The following is a 19094-nucleotide window of genomic DNA, read 5'->3' on the forward strand; positions in this document are numbered from 1 at the left end:
ACGATAGAATAATCTGCCGGGCGAAATTGAAGCAGTTCCGGAAACATGTTACCCTTAACGTAAGAGAATCATTGACAGACAAAAGGCGCGGCTTACCAGCAGCCGTGTCTTTGTTTCGTGACAAAGGAGGAAAAAGAAATGGCAGATTATCATCAGATGTGGAAAGATCTTGGAATGGACGTAGAGACCCACGATCAGCTCTGCGAAGTGCTTCCACAGGCGTTTGGAGATGTGTATCTTTCTCAGGAAAACAGACCGGAAGGAATGGATTATTATAATTTTGTCGTTGCGGAAATCCACGGCGTTCGTCCGGCAGAGCTCATTGAGCATCAGAAAAAGGGCGGAAAAGTATTTGGAACGTTTTGTGTCTATGTGCCGGATGAAATTGTGTTTGCGGCAGACGCAATTGCAACGGGACTGTGCGGCGGTTCCCAGTTCTGGGTCCCGGGCGGTGAGAAGGTGCTGCCGACCAATACCTGCCCGCTGATCAAGGCATCCGTAGGGGCAAGACTGGACCGGACCTGTCCGTTCTTCCGGATTGCGGATATGTATGTCGGTGAGACAACCTGCGACGGCAAAAAGAAAGCATGGGAAATTCTGGCGGAAGATGTGCCGGTCCATGTCATGGATCTTCCGCAGATGAAGCGGGAAAAGGACATCAAAGCATGGGCAGATGAGATCCGTATTTTCCGGGGCGTAGTTGAAGAGATGACAGGCAATCAGGTGACGGCAGAATCTCTGCACAATGCCATTGTCCTGATCAATAATAAGAGACGGGCACTTTCCAGACTGTATGATTTAAGAAAAAATGAAAAACTTCCGATCAGCGGAAAGGATGCCCTTTTGATTTCCCAGATTGCATTCTATGATGATCCGACCCGGTTTACCGAGATGACAAACAAGCTTTGCGATGAGCTGGATCAGAGAGTCAAAGACGGCGTCAGCGTATTCCCGGAAGGAACAAAGAGAATCATGCTGACAGGTACTCCGCTTGCGATTCCGAACTGGAAGCTTCACAACCTGGTAGAAACAAGCGGCGGTGCAGTAGTCTGTGAAGAAATGTGTACTGGTACCCGGTACTTTGAACGTCTTGTGGACGAAGCAGAGGGAACGGTGGATGAGCAGATCGACCATCTGGCAGAGCGGTATATGGGCATCAACTGTGCATGCTTTACACCGAACTCCGCACGAATCGACGATATTATCCGTCTTGCAAAGGAATATAAGGTAGACGGAATTATTGACGTAAACCTGAAATTCTGCAGCCTGTATGACTGTGAAGGCTACCATGTAGAAAAAGCGCTGAAAGAGGCAGGTATCCCGGTACTTGGCATTGAAACGGATTATACGGACAGCGACGCGCAGCAGCTTCGTACCAGAATCAGCGCATTTATTGAAATGTTAAACAGCTAAAGAAAGCTGGTGCAGGCATGATTTCATATTATGTGCTTTTTCCCAATCACGATAATGGGATGCGGCTTTACCGGGAAATGAAAGAAAACGGCCTGAAATGTACGATTGCTCCGACTCCGCGCGAGGCGAGCAAGTGCTGCGGCATTTCACTTCTTGTAAAAAAAGAAGATCTGGATCAGATCAGGCAGATTGTGAAAGAAAAACAGATTGAAATTCTTCAGATTGCAGAAATCAAAAAGGATATCGATCCCAACAGGGACCGGTATTGCTGAAAAACAGGCGGGGACGCAAATAAGCGTCCCCAAATCATGGTGGAGGGAATGAAACATGAATTACGTAGGAATCGACATCGGATCAACCGCTTCCAAGGTTGTGGTAAGAGGGGATGCAAATGCGCATTTCGTACTTCCGACCGGATGGAGCAGTAAGGAGACGACGAAGAAGATAAAAGAACATTTAAAAGAACTGGGAGCAGACGTGGAAAACGAGGATACACGCGTTGTTGCTACCGGATACGGCCGTGTGGCCGTGGATTTTGCAGATCATGTGATCACAGAGATCACATGCCATGCAAGAGGAGGACGGGAACTGGCACACGGAGACTGTGCAGTCATTGACGTGGGCGGACAGGATACAAAAGTCATCATGGTGGAACAGGGCATGGTTGTGGACTTCCTGATGAATGACAAATGTTCGGCGGGAACCGGAAAATTCCTGGAGATTATGGCTAACCGTCTGGGCGTGACCATCGACGAACTGTTTGAGATGGCAGCGGCAGGGGAGGTGCTTCCGATCAGCTCCCTGTGCACGGTATTCGCCGAATCCGAGGTCATCAACTACATCGGTGAGGGGCAGAAACGGGAAAATATCGCCGCCGGAGTTGTGGATTCCGTAGCTGCAAAAGTGGCACAGCTGGCACAGAGAAAGGACCTTCCGGATCATATCATCCTGACCGGAGGACTGAGCCACAGCATCTATTTCACAGATATTCTCAGTAAAAAAATCGGCAAAAAAGTAGAACCGACGGAAAACGGACGCTACGCAGGAGCCCTGGGCGCATCTTATCTGGCGGAAGAAAAAAAGAAAAGATAAAGAGAGCACACTTGACGAATTCCCTCGACAACAGGTATGATAACAGAGAAGATTGGGAGGGAATTGCATGAAAATTTCAACAAAAGGAAGATATGCACTCAGGTTGATGCTGGATCTGGCTCTCCATGATCAGGAAAAACCAATCCGGCTCAAAGACGTAGCCGCGCGGCAGGAAATTTCTGTCAAATATCTGGAAAGCATTGCAGGAGTACTCGCAAAAGCAGGGTATATCCGAAGCCTTAGGGGAGCACAGGGCGGCTATTTTTTAAAATACAGTGCAGAACAATATAAAGTCGGCGATATTCTGAGGCTGACAGAAGGAAGCATGGCACCGGTAGACTGCCTCGAAACAGAAGAAAACCACTGCCCGCGCGCAGAAACATGCACCACACTCCGCCTCTGGAAAGAACTCGACACCGCAGTCAAAAGCGTAATCGATCACTACACACTCGCCGATCTCGTAACATGGGAAAAACAAAAAGGAAACGAATACATTATTTAACAGAAAAAAAGACCACGATGGCGGAAAAAAGCAAATAAATAATAAATTAAATAAAGATCAATAAGAATTAAAACGAACTAATAAGTGATAATCAGAAGTAGTAAGTACTAATAAGAACGGGTAAAAGAAAGAGGACATTTGTCCTCTTTTTCTTTTACCCGTTCCAATAGAAAACAACAAAAACCCCTTGACAAAGAGAAACAGATACCATATAATTCCTATAAAATTTATAGGAAATCAACTCATTGGGGACAGGTTTCGGTGCATCGGAACACGTCCCCGAAATAGAAAGAAGGGATTTAGATGGCTGTTTTTAGTAGTGTTTTGGATATGGTTGGTGGTACTCCGCTTCTTGAGGCGAAGAATCTTGAGAGGGAGCTTGGTCTGAAGGCGAAGATCCTGATGAAGCTTGAGTATTTGAATCCGGCTGGAAGTGTGAAGGATCGGATTGCGAGGGCGATGATTCTGGATGCCAGAGAGAAGGGGCTTTTGAAGGAGGGGGCTACGTTGATTGAGCCGACTTCTGGAAATACGGGCATTGGTCTTGCTTCGATGGCGGCGTCTCTTGGATATCGGCTGATTTTGACGATGCCGGAGACGATGAGCGTTGAGCGGAGAAATATTCTGAAGGCGTACGGGGCTGAGATTGTTCTGACAGATGGTGCCCGCGGGATGACAGGGGCGATTGAGAAGGCAAAGGAACTTGCTCAGGAAATCCCGGACAGTTTTATTCCGGGGCAGTTTGAGAATCCGGTGAATCCGAAGGCGCATATTGAGATGACAGGGCCTGAGATCTGGGAGGATACGCAAGGACAGGTTGATATTTTTGTAGCAGGTGTTGGAACAGGCGGAACCATCACAGGCGTGGGTACCTATCTGAAAGAGAAAAATCCGAATGTGAAGATTGTGGCGATGGAGCCTTCGGATTCGCCGGTGCTTTCCGGAGGAAAGCCGGGCCCGCACAAACTGCAGGGAATCGGTGCGGGATTCATCCCGGATACGCTGGATACGGAAATTTATGATGAGATTCTTACCATCAGTTCAGAGGAAGCGTTTTCCGGTGCGCGCCAGATTGCGCAGAAGGAAGGTGTTCTGGTGGGAATTTCTTCCGGTGCGGCTTTCGCGGCGGCAGTGAAGCTTGCGAAACGGCCGGAAAATGAAGGAAAGACGATTGTTGTCCTGCTTCCGGATTCAGGAGACCGGTACTACTCCACTCCGTTGTTTACCGCATAGAGAATCCGAATAACAGGCCAGAAAATAAAAAAGCAGCGAAAGGAAAGACAGAGTATGGAAAAAAATTTGACAAGAGACAAAAGAAACCTGAAATTTGAAACATTGCAGCTTCATGTTGGACAGGAGCAGGCGGATCCGGCTACAGACGCAAGGGCAGTGCCGATTTACCAGACAACCTCCTACGTGTTTCATGACTGCCGGGATGCAGAGGATCGTTTCAGCCTGAAAGCAGAAGGAAATATTTACGGCCGTCTGACCAATCCGACCCAGGCAGTGTTTGAGCAGAGAATGGCTGCTCTGGAAGGCGGTTCGGCAGCGCTTGCGGTTGCATCCGGTGCGGCAGCGATCTGCTATACGTTTCAGGGCCTTGCCGGACAGGGGGATCACATCGTGGCGGCAAAAAATATTTACGGCGGAACATACAATCTGCTGGCCCATACTCTGCCGGAATATGGAATCACAACGACATTTGTAGATCCATTTCAAACAGGAGCGTTTGAAGATGCGATTCAGGAAAATACAAAGGCCGTTTTTATTGAAACTCTGGGAAATCCAAACTCGGACATCACGGATATTAAGGCGGCGGCAGAGGCGGCTCATGCCCATGGGATTCCGCTTGTGATTGACAATACGTTCGGAACGCCGTATCTGATTCGGCCGATTGAACACGGAGCAGATATTGTAGTTCATTCGGCGACAAAATTTATCGGAGGCCACGGGACAAGCCTTGGCGGAATTATCGTGGAGAGCGGAGCATTTGACTGGGAAGCATCCGGAAAATTCCCGTCTCTGACAGAGCCAAACGCAAGTTATCATGGCGTGGTATTTTCCAAAGCCGCGCCGCAGGCGGCGTTTATCACAAAACTTCGTGCTATTGTTCTGCGTGATATGGGAGCAGCAATTTCTCCATTTAACGCCTTTTTACTGCTTCAGGGACTGGAAACCTTGTCTCTCCGTGTGGAACGTCATGTGGAGAATGCCCTGCAGGTTGTACGGTATCTGAATCAGCATCCGATGGTGGAATGTGTCCATCATCCTGCTGTGACGGAAGAGGAAGATCAGAAACAGTTGTATAAAGCCTACTTCCCGAAAGGCGGCGCTTCGATCTTCACTTTTGAAATCAAAGGCGGCGCAGAAGAAGCAAGGAAATTTATCGACAGCCTGGAAATTTTCTCCCTCCTTGCAAATGTGGCGGATGTGAAATCACTGGCAATCCATCCGGCTTCCACAACACATTCACAGCTGAATGAGGAAGAATTAAAAGAACAGGGTATCCGTCCGAATACTATTCGCCTTTCCATCGGAACAGAGCATATTGATGATATAATCGAAGATCTGGAGACGGCATTTGAGAGAATAAAATAGGAAAATAAGTATAGGAAGAGTTTTGGACAAGAAAGTTCGGAACTCTTCTTTTTGTATTCAAACAGCAGGATGAAAATTGTGAAAAATGTATATTACAAATGTCACAACTTGAATGATAATTGTAATAAGCTTACAAAAGCGAATTGACTTTTAGTATTCCAATGATATGATAAAGATAGTATTCAGACGGAAAAGGAGGGCTTTATGAAAAAGAAAAAAATCATGGTAGCAGGACATATTTCCCTCGATATTACTCCAGAATTCCACAATTCCGGAACACAAAAATTTTCGGAAATTCTAAGACAGGGGAAGCTTGTCAATGTGGGGCCTGCCCAGATGACATTGGGAGGTGCGGTTTCCAATACCGGACTTGCTTTGCAGAAGCTGGGGGCGGATGTGATTCTGACAGCAAAAATCGGGACAGATCTTTTCGGGGATATCATGATGAAAAAGCTGGAGGAGTACGGATGCCCGATGCATTTGATCCGGGATGAAGAGGGAGCCACTTCTTATACGATTGTGCTTGCTCCAAAAGGAAGCGACAGGGCATTTCTGCATGATCCAGGCAGTAATCACACGTTCTGTGCAGACGACCTGGACTGGGAGGAAGTAAAAAAGGTGGATTATTTTCACTTTGGGTATCCGACTTTGATGCGCCGGTTTTATGAAAATGATGGGGCAGGACTGGTAAAGCTGTATAAAGCGGTAAAGTCCGCAGGTCTTACTTCTTCTTTGGACCTCGCAGCTGTTGACCCGGAATCCGAATCGGGACAGTGTGACTGGGAAAGTATCTTAAAACAAGTGCTTCCATATGTGGACTTTTTCGTGCCGAGTATCGAAGAGCTTGCTTATATGGTGGATCGTGAAAAATATCAGGAATGGCAGGAAAGAGCAGAAGGCGAGGATATTGTATCGGTTCTTTCTCTTAGCAAAGATGTCCGGCCTCTGGCTGAGAAAGTACTGTCCTATGGATGCGGTGCTGTCTTGTTAAAATGCGGTGCGGCAGGTATGTACTTAAAGACTTCGGGAAAAGAGAGAATGAGGAACGTGGATGCTGACTTGGAAGGCTGGGAAAATACAGAACTTTTTGAAGACAGCTTCGTCCCTGAACGGATTTTGTCCGGAACCGGAGCGGGCGACACCAGTATTGCGGCATTTCTGTATGCTGCCATGCAGGGATGTACACCAAAAGAAAGTATTGAATATGCCGCGGCGACCGGTGCGTGCTGCGTATCAACATACGATACGATCAGCGGCTTAAAGTCTTTCGCGGAATTAAGGGAAAAGATACAAAATGGCTGGAAAAAGCAGAAGATTATGAAAGAATAGGAGGAAAATAACAATGATTGTATCCATGAAAACCGTCTTAGACATAGCGGATGCAGAAAATATGGCGATTGGGGCCTTCAATGTTACAGAACTGGAAGGAATCCAGGCAGTATTAGGGGCAGCAGAAGAGCTGGGACAACCGGTAATTCTTCAATTTGCTCCGGTACATGAAGAGTATATCTCTTTGAAAACGATCGGACCGATTATGGTATTGATGGCTGACAAGGCAAAAGTACCGGTATGCGTTCATCTGGATCACTGCGACAATTTTGATATGATCCGGGAGGCGCTGGATATGGGATTTTCCTCTGTCATGTATGACGGATCCATGCTGCCGTATGAGAAAAACTGTGCATATACGAAAGCTGCAGTGGAAATCGCCCAAATGTACGGTGCGTCTGTGGAGGCTGAAATCGGCGCAATGAACAGTGAAGATGGAAAGGCACAGAATGACTGCTATACAGATCCGGAAGAGGCGGGAAATTTTGTCAAAGCGACTGGCATCGATGCGCTTGCATGTTCCTTCGGAACCGTCCACGGATTATATACAGCGGAACCGAAGCTGGATTTTGACCGGATTGAGAAAATCCGGGAGACGATTGGAATTCCGATTGTTATGCACGGCGGAAGCGGAGTCAGCGATGAGGATTTCAGAAAATGCATTGACCGGGGTGTAAGAAAAATAAATTATTATACTTATCGCGCAAAAGCAGGCGGTGAATATGTAAAACAGAAATGCATGGAAACAGATGGACCGGTATTTTTCCATGATATCACATGCTGGGCAAGAGACTGCATGAAAGAGGATGTTCTTCATGCCATGCGTGTTTTTTCCGGATGCAAATAGGAGGGATAAAGAAATGAAACGTTCCGAAATTAATCAGGCATTAAAAAATATGGAAGAGATGATCAGAAAATGCGGTTTCCATCTTCCGCCATTCTGTGACTTTACACCGGATGAATGGAAAGAAAAAGGACATGAATATGATGAAATCCGTGATAATATGCTGGGATGGGATATCACAGACTATGGCCTTGGAAATTTCAAGAAGATCGGATTTTCTCTGATCACTCTCAGAAATGGAAATACGCATATGGATAAATATAAAAAAACATATGCGGAAAAGCTTCTTTATCTGGAAGAAGATCAGTCCGCAACGATGCATTTCCACTGGACAAAAATGGAAGACATCATAAACCGTGGAGGTGGAAATGTTCTGATCCGTGTTTATAATTCCAAAGAGGATGGATCTTTTGATGATACCGATGTTACCATCCATAGTGACGGAAGGGAATATACCGTTCCGGCGGGAACACAGATCAGGCTGACCCCGGGCGAAAGCATTACGGTATATCCGTATATGTACCATGACTTTGAAGTGGAGAAAGGAAGCGGGGCAGTTCTGTTAGGAGAAGTTTCCATGTGCAATGACGATAACACGGATAATCGTTTCTACGAGCCGATGGGAAGATTCCCGGAGATCGAAGAGGATGAAGCTCCTTACCGGCTGCTGTGCAATGAATATCCGCCGGCACCGTAAAAATACAGACAAATCAGCGCTGTGCAAAGCAGACAACCTGGAAAGATGTCTGACGCACAGCGCTATTTTTGTCGAGAATATATTACATTTGTCATTTAAAACATTGCAAATGTCATGTGGAAATCGTTACATTGTACACCTGCACAAAAAATCACGTTTTGCTATGATGAATCTATCAAAAATACACAAAGCAAAAGGAGGAAAGATTATGAAAAGAAAAGTGTTAAGTGTATTGCTTGTGGCAGCGATGGCAGGAACCATGTTAATGGGATGTAACAGCGGAGACAGTGGTTCCGGCGGATCGGACAATGGCGGATCATCCGACGACGGCGGCAAACACTACAAATTCGCCTACACCTGTATGGACGGAACAAACCCGTTCTTTGTGACAATCGAAGACAAGATCAAAGAACTGGTAGAGGCAAACGGCGATGAACTGATTTCTACAGACCCGGCTAATGATGTTTCTCTTCAGATTACCCAGGTAGAAGATATGGTATCCCAGAACATCGATGGTATCTTCTTAAATCCGGTTGAAGCAGAAGGAATTTTGCCGGCACTTGACGCACTGAAAAGCGCAGAAGTACCGATCGTAAACTTCGACACAGAAGTAGCGGATATGTCTTATGTAGCGTCTTATACAGGATCGGATAACTACAACGCAGGAAAAGTTTGTGGAGAAGACCTCGTAAAGAAATGTCCGGACGGCGGAAAAATCATCGTACTGGATTCCCCGACAATGAACTCCGTTACAGACAGAACAAATGGATTCCTGGATGCGATCGAAGGACACGGATTTGAAATCGTAGCACAGCAGGATGCAAAAGGAAACCTGGAAGTATCCATGGGTATCGCAGAAGACCTTCTGCAGGGCAACAGCGACGTTGTAGCAATCTTCGGTGGAAATGACCCTACAGCACTTGGCGCATTAGCAGCAGCAAACGCAGCAGGCCTTGAAGATGTATTAATTTACGGCGTAGACGGTTCACCGGATGTGAAATCCGAACTGGCATCAGGAGATTCTCTGATGGAAGGTACTGGAGCACAGTCCCCGATCGCGATCGCAGAAAAAGCAGTAGAAATCATGTATGACATCATGGAAGGAAAAGAGGTAGAAGACCGTTATCCGGTTGATACTTTCCTGATCACTGCTGACAATGTAGAAGAATACGGCACAGACGGCTGGCAGTAAGAAGAATGTATTTCAGGGGAACGGACGATTGTCTGTCTGTTCCTCGGACTTGAGGAAAAGCAAAACAGGAAGTAGGTGAAAGCGTGAGCAAAAATGTGCTGTTGGAAATGAAACATATACATAAGCGCTTTGCAGGGGTGCATGCGCTTAATGATATCAGCCTGGAACTGCACGCAGGAGAAGTACATGCCCTCCTTGGGGAAAACGGAGCCGGAAAGTCGACACTGATCAAAGTCCTCGGAGGGATTTATTCTGCGGATGAGGGAGAAATATGGATTGATGGGAAAAAAGTAGAAATCAAAGGCGTAAAAGATGCCCAGGACAATGGGATCGCGATCATCCATCAGGAGCTGGTATTGGTTCCGCACATGACAGTAGCGGAAAATATTTTTCTCGGAAGAGAATTTGGAAGCGGTTTTCTTATTAACCGGGCGAAGATGAACGAGGAAGCGCAGAAGCTTCTCGATGCCAATCAGGTGCATATTAAAGCCGATACTCTGGTAGGTAAGCTGACAATAGCACAGCAGCAGATGGTAGAAATTGTAAAAGCAATTTCGTACAATTCGAGAATTCTTGTCATGGATGAGCCGACCTCTTCGATTGCAGATAAAGAAGTGGAATTCCTGTTTGAGACGATGAGGAAACTGGCAAAACAAGGCGTTGGAATTATCTATATATCGCACAAAATGAGCGAGCTCGAAGAAATTTGTGACAGAGTAACCGTCATGAGAGATGGTGAGTATGTCGGAACCAAAGTGGTAAAAGAGACAAACAAAGATGAGCTGATTGCCATGATGGTAGGGCGTGAACTGACAAGCTATTACACAAGAGAGTATCAGGAACCGGGGGAAGAAATACTCCGGTGTGAACATATTTCTGACGGTAATATGGTACGTGATGTCAGCTTCAATCTGCACAAAGGAGAAATCATCGGCTTTGCCGGACTGGTGGGGGCTGGAAGAAGTGAAACAATGAAAGCCATTTTCGGTCTGACCAAAGGAGCCAAAGGAGATATCTACCTGAAAGGGAAAAAAATAAAGATCTCGTCACCTGTAGAAGCAATGAAAAACGGCATTGCCCTTGTCCCGGAAAACAGAAAAGAGGAAGGGCTCTATAAGGTACAAAGTGTGCGGTTTAATATGACCATTGAAATTATGGATCAATTCATAAAAGGAATCCGGGTTAATGAAAAGAAAGAAATCGAAATCACACAGAAATACATTGACATGATGTCTACAAAAACTCCGACACAATTACAGAAAATCGGAAACCTTTCCGGTGGAAATCAGCAGAAAGTCATCATCGGAAGATGGCTTGCCACCAATCCGGATGTATTAATTATGGATGAGCCGACCAGAGGAGTGGATGTAGGAGCGAAATCCGAAATTTATGTGATCATGAATGAACTGGTGAAAAAAGGCATGTCCATTATTATGATTTCCTCCGAACTTCCGGAAATCATCAACATGAGCGATCGGATTTATGTCATGTCAGAAGGCCGTGTTACAGGATGTCTTTCCCATGAGGAAGTCACTCAGGAAGCTGTGATGCAGCTGGCGGCGAAGTAGAAGGAAAAGGGGGAACGAAACATGGCTCAGATGAAAGGAAATAAAGCAAAACTGCCCGCTACAGAAAATAAAGCAGCAGTATTTTTGAGGGAGAACCTGGGAATTATTATAGCACTTCTGGTGCTATGTGTTCTTCTTGCGGTTTTGCCGGCAACAAGCAGTTCATTTTTATCGACCCAGAATATGTTTAATATTCTGCGGCAGATTTCGACCAATATGCTGATTGCGTGTGCAATGACCATGGTAATTATTCTGGGAGGAATCGATCTTTCTGTTGGATCGATCATTGCTCTTTCCGGAGTAATCGCGGCAGGATGCGTATCAAGATACGAGCTTCCGATTGCTGTAGCACTCATAGCGGGAGTCCTGGTTGGTGTTGTAATCGGTGTTTTCAACGGATTTGTAATCTGTAAGACAACCATTCCGCCATTCATTGTTACACTGGCTACCATGAATATCGCCAGAGGACTTGCAAAAGTATATACCGGCGGTTCTCCGGTGCGTGTTGTTACAAAAGAATGGCAGTTTATCGGTGCAGGCTATATCGGACCGGTTCCGGTTCCTGTTATCATTATGATTATTGCCATCATTATTACAGCATTGATGATGAATAAGACCAAACTTGGACGTCATATCTATGCGGTAGGTGGAAACACACAGGCAGCAGAGTTTTCCGGAATCAAGGTAGCAAGAGTCAAATTTATTGTACACGCTTATGCGGGACTTATGGCAGGACTTGCCGGAATTATTCTGGCATCCAGAATGTATTCCGGACAGCCGACGGCAGGAGAAGGCGCTGAGATGGATGCCATTGCAGCCGTTGTAGTAGGTGGAACATCCATGGCAGGAGGTTCCGGTAAAATTGGAGGTACGATTATCGGTGCTCTGATTATCGGTGTACTGAACAATGGTCTGAACCTGATGAATGTAAATTCATTCTGGCAGGACGTAGTAAAAGGTGTCGTTATTCTCCTGGCGGTATTTATTGACTATATCCGAAACAGAAAATAATAAGAAATATCATAAAAAAGAGACTGGTGCGTCATTTTTTCGCAGCGGTCTCTTTATGATAAAGACGCTTGATAAAATAGGCTAAAAGTTATACCATGATAGATAAGTATTGTGACGAAGAAGTGAACGGAGCAGAGAATGAAAAGAACAAAATGGATTGCGGCAGCACTGTGCATTGCACTCTTCTTCAGCGGATGCGCAAAAGAACAAGATCAGGAAAAACACATCTTTGGGGCTACTTACATGACAAGAAACAACCCCTATTTCGATGTCCTGAACGATGAGATTGCCGAGGGAGTAGAAGCGAACGGGGACAAACTGATTGTCCGGGATCCGCTTCAGGACCAGGAAAAGCAGAATCAGCAGATCCTCGATATGATCAATGAAGGAATAGAAATTCTTTTTCTCAATCCCGTAGACAAAGTAAAAGTCAAACCGGCATTAAAGGCATGTCAGGAAGCTGGCGTTGAAATTATCAATATTGATACCCAGGTGGATGATACGGACTATGTTCTGTCCACGATCGAGACGGATAATTATCAGGCAGGACAGGAATGCGCAAAAGATATGATGAAACGTGTGGATTCGGCCAGAATTATCATTCTGGATAATCCGATGCAGGATTCTATCGTCCAGAGAGTCCAGGGATTTTTGGACACCATCGAAGGACATCCGGAATATCAGGTGGTACAGCAGATTTTCAGCGGCGGAGAAATTGAAATCTCAGCAGAAGTAGTATCCGGACTTCTGGACGAAGATTTTAATGTTGTATTTGGCGGTAACGATCCGTCTGCACTTGGCGCCCTTGCGGCTCTTCAGAAAGCAGGGAGAGAGGAAGGAATTCTGATTTACGGAGTAGACGGCTCCCCTGATTTTAAAGCCATGCTGGATCTGGGGTATGTAACCGGGACAAGCAGTCAGAGCCCGGAGACGATCGGGAAGACGGCGACGGAAATGGCATATCAGGCACTGGATGGAAAAGCAGTGGAGAAATATGTCAAGCTTCCAAGCAGGCTGATTACAAAAGAAAACCTGATGAATTACGATATAGATGGGTGGCAGTAGGATGAAAAGAAAAGCAATGAGTATTATTAAACTGCTCTTTTTTCTGATTAACATGGTACAGGCGGGCGGAATCAGCCTTTTTATCTATATGACGACAAAGAAAATCTGTGAGGATGATCAGGCCAGAGTATTTCTGGGGCAGGTAGATGCCATTCCCAAATATCCGGAAATGATTGTCTGGAGTACACTGCTTCTCATTGCTCTTCTTGGATGCGACATGCTGATCCGGGAGACGCGGAAAGAACAAAGCGGGAAAATCATTGCGATTACACTGGGAATAGATCTGGTGTGCAGCATCGTTCTTGTCTGGATTCTGGACTTTAATTATAATGGTGTGATTTTGCTTGTCTTCGCCAATATTCTTGTATTTGTCAATGATACAAAGATAAAATACCTTCTGATCGGTGTTGCGACACTTGGATATCTGGTGGCGGACTACGATTTGATTTCTGTATCCAATCATCTGTTTTCCGTCAGGGATTATATACAGTATTACAACGAGACACAGCAGCAGCTGTTGTTTTCCGTCTACAATATACTGGGATCATTGAATATTATGATTTTCATTCTGTATTGTATTAACATCATTAATGAACAGCGAAATACCATTCAGGAAGTGAATGAATGGTCCAGACAGCTTCAATATGCAAATGACCGGCTGAAGGAATACAATGAAATGACAGAAAAAATGGCTGAAACAAGGGAAAGAAACCGGGTGGCCAGAGAAATCCATGATACGCTGGGTCATACTTTGACCGGTGTGTCTGCCGGAGTTGATGCCTGCATTGCGCTGGTCGACATTGACCCTGGACAGACGAAAAAACAGCTGGAAGTGATTGCAAAGGCGGTACGAGGAGGGATTAAAGATGTCCGCAGTTCTGTTTCCGAACTGCGTGCAGATGCGCTGGAACATTTTCAGCTGGATGAAGCCATAAGCGATATGATCGCAGAAATGAACTCACTTGCGGGGGTGGAAGTAGTGTTTCATTCAGAAGTGAAACCATTCCGGTTTAGTGAAGATGAAGAAAATGTTGTTTACCGAATCATACAGGAAGGCATTACAAACGCCCTGCGTCACGGGAAAGCAACAAGAATACAGATTGACGCCAGAAAAATTGATGGAGTACTGCATCTGACAATTCAGGACAATGGATGTGGATGCAAAGAGATAAAGAAGGGATTCGGAACAAAACATATGAAAGAACGGGTTGCCATGCTGGGCGGCTCGATCCATTTCTCAGGAGAAAATGGATTCTTGATTGATGCCCGGATTCCGATAAGATGGGGTGAAGAGTATGATTAAAGTACTGATTGCAGATGACCAGGAGCTGATTCGGCAGAGTCTGCAGATTGTTTTAAACAGCAAACAGGACATTGAGGTATCAGATGTGGCTGCAAATGGCCAGGAAGTGATTCAGTGTATTCGGAAAAATAAGCCGGATATTATACTGATGGATATCCGGATGCCTAAAATGGACGGGGTCCAGTGTACAAAAATTATTAAGGAAAATTATCCGCAGATTAAGATCATCATTCTGACAACCTTTGATGATGACGAGTATGTATTTAACGCTCTGAAATATGGGGCAAGCGGATATCTTCTGAAAGGTGTCTCCATGGATGAACTGAGTGATGCAATACGCACTGTTTACAGCGGACGAGCAATGATCAATCCTGACATTGCGGCAAAAGTGCTGAGACTGTTTTCACAGATGGCGCAAACCAACTATACCATTCCTGTTGAGGAAAAAGATATCCGCCAGCTGACAAAAACAGAATGGAGAATCATTGCACAGGTAGAAAAAGGAGCAAGCAACAAGGAAATTGCAGATACACTGAGCCTTTCCGAGGGAACGATCCGTAATTACTTAAGTACGATTCTGAACAAGCTGAATCTAAGAGACCGGACGCAGCTTGCAATCTGGGCAGTACAGACGAACGCACACAAGAATATGACTGAAGAATAGGAAGATGAGATTGTACAGAAAATGGATAAGCAGAATACTACAGACAGCAGCGGCAGTTTTCCTTATGGCAGGCATGTATTTCTTCAGCAGACCGCAGACACAGGTATTGGAATTTGGCATGTTTACCGGAAGCAACTGGGGAGTAGAAAATGCAGACGCCTTTGTTATTATCGACAGGGCAATTCAGCGCTTTGAAAAAAGCCATCCTGGGATAGAAGTTCGCTATACTTCCGGAATTGAAAAAAAGGATTACTCCGAATGGTGCGCAAAACGGATTCTGGAAGGGAAAATGCCGGATGTTTTTATGGTTCTGGATACGGATTTTAATCAATACTGCTCCCTTGGAATTTTGCAGGAACTGAATAGCTTTATGGAATCAGATCCGGAGTTTCAAAGCGAAGAAATTTTCCGGACAGCGATGGATATCGGGAAAGGCACGGAAGAAATTCAGTATGCCCTGCCATATGAAATAGTTCCAACCATGCTTTTTGTAAATAAGACACTGCTTCAGCAGGAAGGAATAGAGATGCCACAGCAGGACTGGACCTGGGATGATTTTATGGAAATATGCAGAAAAGTGACCAAAGATACAGATGGCGACGGCCGGATCGACCAGTTTGGAACCTACAATTATTCCTGGCAGGATGCGATGTATACAAGCGGCGGAAGCGCGTTTGATAATGAAAAACAAAATGTAGACTTTTCCAATCAGTATGTGATTGAGTCGGTGAAATTTATGAAAGAACTACTGGCTCTGAATCAGGGCGAAAATGTGACACAGGAAGACTTTGATGCAGGAAAAGTCGCCTTCATGCCTCTGACGTTTGCAGAATACCGGACATACAAAACTTATCCATACAAAATCAAGAAGTATTCCAATTTCCAATGGGACTGCACGACATTTCCAGGCCGTACCCACGGAGAGAATATTTCCAAGGTGGACGCACTTCTGATAGGAATCAATCATGATAGCACAGAGAAAGAACTGGCGTGGGAATTTTTGAAAGAACTTGTCTGTGGATACGAAAGCCAGCTCGATATTTTCCGGTACTCACAAGGCGTATCCGTCCTGGAATCTGTAGCAAGATCTGAGAAAGCGGCCTCGATTATTCAGGAAGATATGGATAAGGAAGAACAGGTTATCAGTGGAGAACTGTTGTGTGATGTCATTGAACATGGAACCATCACGCCGAAATTTTATCAGTATGAGACGTATGAACAGATGATCAGCCTGGCGAACACGGAAATTACAGAGATTTTTGAACAGAATAAGAACATAGAAAGCAGTATGAAGATCTTTCAGAGAGAAATTCGTAAATATTTAAATCAGTAAAAGCAAGAAGTCCGGATACTATCGAGGGAGCGGGAATGGCTTCCAGGGGTCAGTATCCGGACTTTTCTGCCAGAAACTACTTCAAGCCGTCAAATCTTTATGCAATAATGAACATGATATGATAAAAGAAGTGCTTTATTTCGCTGATATGCATATCCAACAACCGGATTCTTACCAAAAAGCTCAGTGACAGAAATCAAATTCCGGAGCTGGAATACAGGGAAGATACAGCACACAAGCAAAGAAGAGGAGGGAGGAACAAGGTCAGTCCTGAGCGATAAAAGCCCGATTGAAATATGAAAGAATACGATCGGAAGCATCGCAAAAGAGAAAGGAAAAGGACATGGCAAGAAAAGGAGAAAATATATACAGAAGGAAAGATGGACGCTGGGAAGGCAGATATATTGCAGACAGAACAATGGATGGTAAAGCGGTTTATCGTTCTGTTTATGCGAAAACCTATACTCAGGCCAAACAGAAACTGCAGGAAGCAAAAGAAACAAGTCAACAGACAATAGAGAAGAGACATCTTCCGGATACGGAAAAAGAATTTTCGGAGTTTCTCTTCCAGTGGCTTGAATATATTCGGCCGCGCATCAAAGAATCTTCCTATGTAAAGTATGCAAATCTGATTGAACTTCATATTGACAGAGAAATCGGAGCAGTCAAACTTGGCAGCCTGAATACTGCCGTCATTGACGAGTTTATCAATACCCTTCTGGAGGGAACCGAAGAAATCGCACCTCTTTCGGCAAAAACTGTAACAGATATTCTGGGAGTGGTACGAAACGTGATCCGCTACATCAATGGACGATTTCAAAGAGTCGAATGTGATCTTTCACAGATTACTATTAAAAAAGAAGAATCCCGGATGCGGATTTTAAGCAGAGAAGAGCAGGAACAGTTGATCCGGTATCTGCGGGAGTATCCATCACCGATGAACTGCGGCATCTTCCTGACATTATTTACCGGGCTCCGGATCGGAGAGCTCTGTGCTCTGACCTGGGAAGATATTCACTTGGGGGAAAAAGAAGTGTTTATCCGGAAAACAATGCAGCGCATCCAAAATAAAAGACCGGAGAAACCGCGACAGGAGTGGGGAAGCAGGACAAGAATTATCATCACTCCGCCGAAAAGCAGCAAGTCGATCCGGCATATTCCAATCCCGGAGGGAGTAGCGGAAGTGCTTGGTGAGTACCAGAGACACGGCAATGAATATCTTTTGACAGGAAAAGAAAACAGATATGTTGAACCCCGTACCCTCCAGTATCATTTTAAAAAGGTTCTGAAGAAATCAAGCATCGAGGAGGCAAATTACCATGCGCTGCGCCATACTTTCGCGACGAGATGTATTGAACTTGGCTTTGACATCAAAAGCCTCAGCGAGATTCTAGGGCACGCAAGCGTGAATATTACGTTGAATCGGTATGTGCATCCATCTATGGAGCTGAAGCGTGATAATATGGAAAAACTCTCCGGGCTGATTGCGGAATAACAAGTCTATATTACATTCAACAGTAAAAACAGCAGGAAATAACGGTAGAATAATAAAAAAATCGCAGAGTGTGATACTCTTGGAAATGACAAATTCAACATGGAAATGATCAGAAAACAGGGCGTTTCTTCCGAATAAAAAATTTTTGACAAGAATATTGACGTTAATAAAATTAGGAATAAAATCTTAAATAGAAGCAAAAAAAAGAAAAAGAATTGTCTCTAAAGTTGGTATTCGACCAAAGATTTGACGCATAATTTTGAAAATTCTACAAGTCGAAAGATGAATCTTAAAGAAAAAAGGCTGTCCACTTTTCTGTCCTCACGAAGGAATCCCGTCTTTTACGACATCTTCCAGTATTATAGAATTGCATTTTCAGTTTGTTGTGTTATAATTAGGGAGGTGAAAACAGCCTTAAAGTTTTCACTATTTTGTATACAAAAATAACGGGTTCGCAGAGTATCACACTCTGCGAAATGACAGTAGGTGGTGAGCGTCATCTGGTACGCAGTGCGCTGTGAAGCGGGAAACGAAGAAAAAACAGCAGAAAAGTGGAAGCAAAAGCTTGCGGGACAGGGCGGAGAGGCCTTTGTCTTTACCTATGAGAAGATGAAACGCTACGAAGGCAGCTGGCATCTGCTCCGGGAGTCTCTCTTTGTGGGGTACATCTTTTTGATAGCCCAAGACGAGATGATCCCGGAAAAGGAAGATGATCAGAGCCTGATTCCTGTCGGTAGCGAAGAAACCAGATTTCTGGAGGAGATCGGCGGGAAGGAGCACCACATCCCGATGTCACGGGGCTATATCAAAGAAGGACAGACCTGTGTGACAGAAGGACCGCTTTGCGGGCGGGAAAGCCAGATCCGCAAAATTGATCGACATAAGCGTCTGGCACGTCTGGAATGCCCGGTGGATCAGTATCAGAGAAAAGGACTCTGGGCTGGCCTTGAAATTGTATCAAAAAGCTAAAAACCGCACGCCCGGATAA

Annotated in this window: 18 protein-coding genes; all 18 read left to right on the forward strand. The window is 45.1% G+C overall.

All coding sequences use genetic code 11. The annotated features are described in order from the left end of the window. The first annotated feature begins 138 nt into the window (after nt 1-138). Nucleotides 139-1413 (forward strand): double-cubane-cluster-containing anaerobic reductase, encoded by a 1275-nt coding sequence (locus B5G11_RS07295; RefSeq protein WP_087252690.1) that lies wholly within the window; start codon nt 139-141, stop codon nt 1411-1413. A gap of 17 nt (nt 1414-1430) precedes the next feature. Further along, complete coding sequence (locus B5G11_RS07300; RefSeq protein WP_087168545.1) at nt 1431-1685, forward strand: DUF3343 domain-containing protein; 255 nt, start codon at nt 1431-1433, stop codon at nt 1683-1685. A gap of 55 nt (nt 1686-1740) precedes the next feature. Next, nucleotides 1741-2505 (forward strand): acyl-CoA dehydratase activase, encoded by a 765-nt coding sequence (locus tag B5G11_RS07305; protein ID WP_087252691.1) that lies wholly within the window; start codon nt 1741-1743, stop codon nt 2503-2505. Nucleotides 2506-2572: 67 nt separating this feature from the next. After that, nucleotides 2573-3007, forward strand: coding sequence for an RrF2 family transcriptional regulator (locus B5G11_RS07310; protein ID WP_087252692.1), 435 nt, complete (start codon nt 2573-2575; stop codon nt 3005-3007). A gap of 303 nt (nt 3008-3310) precedes the next feature. Then, nucleotides 3311-4240, forward strand: a complete 930-nt coding sequence (cysK, locus tag B5G11_RS07315; protein ID WP_087252693.1) for a cysteine synthase A — start codon at nt 3311-3313, stop codon at nt 4238-4240. A 54-nt stretch (nt 4241-4294) separates the two neighbouring features. Further along, nucleotides 4295-5605, forward strand: a complete 1311-nt coding sequence (locus B5G11_RS07320; RefSeq protein ID WP_087252694.1) for an O-acetylhomoserine aminocarboxypropyltransferase/cysteine synthase family protein — start codon at nt 4295-4297, stop codon at nt 5603-5605. A gap of 204 nt (nt 5606-5809) precedes the next feature. Next, nucleotides 5810-6934, forward strand: a complete 1125-nt coding sequence (locus B5G11_RS07325) for a carbohydrate kinase family protein (protein ID WP_087252695.1) — start codon at nt 5810-5812, stop codon at nt 6932-6934. A gap of 13 nt (nt 6935-6947) precedes the next feature. Then, the gene (locus tag B5G11_RS07330) at nt 6948-7781 is read left to right on the forward strand and encodes a class II fructose-bisphosphate aldolase (RefSeq protein WP_087252696.1); all 834 of its coding nucleotides are present in this window, start codon (nt 6948-6950) and stop codon (nt 7779-7781) included. A 13-nt stretch (nt 7782-7794) separates the two neighbouring features. Next, the gene (locus tag B5G11_RS07335; protein WP_087168538.1) at nt 7795-8475 is read left to right on the forward strand and encodes a D-lyxose/D-mannose family sugar isomerase; all 681 of its coding nucleotides are present in this window, start codon (nt 7795-7797) and stop codon (nt 8473-8475) included. Nucleotides 8476-8683: 208 nt separating this feature from the next. Further along, the gene (locus B5G11_RS07340) at nt 8684-9667 is read left to right on the forward strand and encodes a sugar ABC transporter substrate-binding protein (protein ID WP_087252697.1); all 984 of its coding nucleotides are present in this window, start codon (nt 8684-8686) and stop codon (nt 9665-9667) included. A gap of 107 nt (nt 9668-9774) precedes the next feature. Then, nucleotides 9775-11235: a sugar ABC transporter ATP-binding protein gene (locus B5G11_RS07345; RefSeq protein ID WP_330677613.1), complete on the forward strand. Its 1461-nt coding sequence runs from the start codon at nt 9775-9777 to the stop codon at nt 11233-11235. Nucleotides 11236-11256: 21 nt separating this feature from the next. Beyond that, complete coding sequence (locus B5G11_RS07350; RefSeq protein WP_330616885.1) at nt 11257-12246, forward strand: ABC transporter permease; 990 nt, start codon at nt 11257-11259, stop codon at nt 12244-12246. Between the two features lie 138 nt (nt 12247-12384). Next, nucleotides 12385-13311 (forward strand): sugar ABC transporter substrate-binding protein, encoded by a 927-nt coding sequence (locus B5G11_RS07355; protein ID WP_087252699.1) that lies wholly within the window; start codon nt 12385-12387, stop codon nt 13309-13311. A gap of 1 nt (nt 13312) precedes the next feature. Further along, nucleotides 13313-14614 (forward strand): sensor histidine kinase, encoded by a 1302-nt coding sequence (locus B5G11_RS07360; protein WP_087168534.1) that lies wholly within the window; start codon nt 13313-13315, stop codon nt 14612-14614. Then, on the forward strand, nt 14607-15278 hold the full coding sequence (locus B5G11_RS07365; RefSeq protein ID WP_087168533.1) for a response regulator transcription factor: 672 nt from the start codon (nt 14607-14609) through the stop codon (nt 15276-15278). Before B5G11_RS07360 ends, B5G11_RS07365 begins: the two co-directional genes overlap by 8 nt. 4 nt (nt 15279-15282) lie before the next feature. After that, entirely contained in the window at nt 15283-16611 is a 1329-nt protein-coding gene (locus tag B5G11_RS07370) for an extracellular solute-binding protein (RefSeq protein WP_087252700.1), read from the forward strand. 343 nt (nt 16612-16954) lie between these two features. Beyond that, nucleotides 16955-18106 (forward strand): site-specific integrase, encoded by a 1152-nt coding sequence (locus B5G11_RS07375; protein ID WP_087252701.1) that lies wholly within the window; start codon nt 16955-16957, stop codon nt 18104-18106. Between the two features lie 489 nt (nt 18107-18595). Continuing rightward, nucleotides 18596-19075, forward strand: a complete 480-nt coding sequence (locus tag B5G11_RS07380; RefSeq protein ID WP_158099231.1) for a transcription termination/antitermination NusG family protein — start codon at nt 18596-18598, stop codon at nt 19073-19075. Nucleotides 19076-19094 lie beyond the last annotated feature (19 nt).

It is taken from the genome of Drancourtella sp. An57 (assembly GCF_002161525.1).
GTDB classification, from domain to species: Bacteria; Bacillota; Clostridia; order Lachnospirales; family Lachnospiraceae; genus Sellimonas; species Sellimonas catena.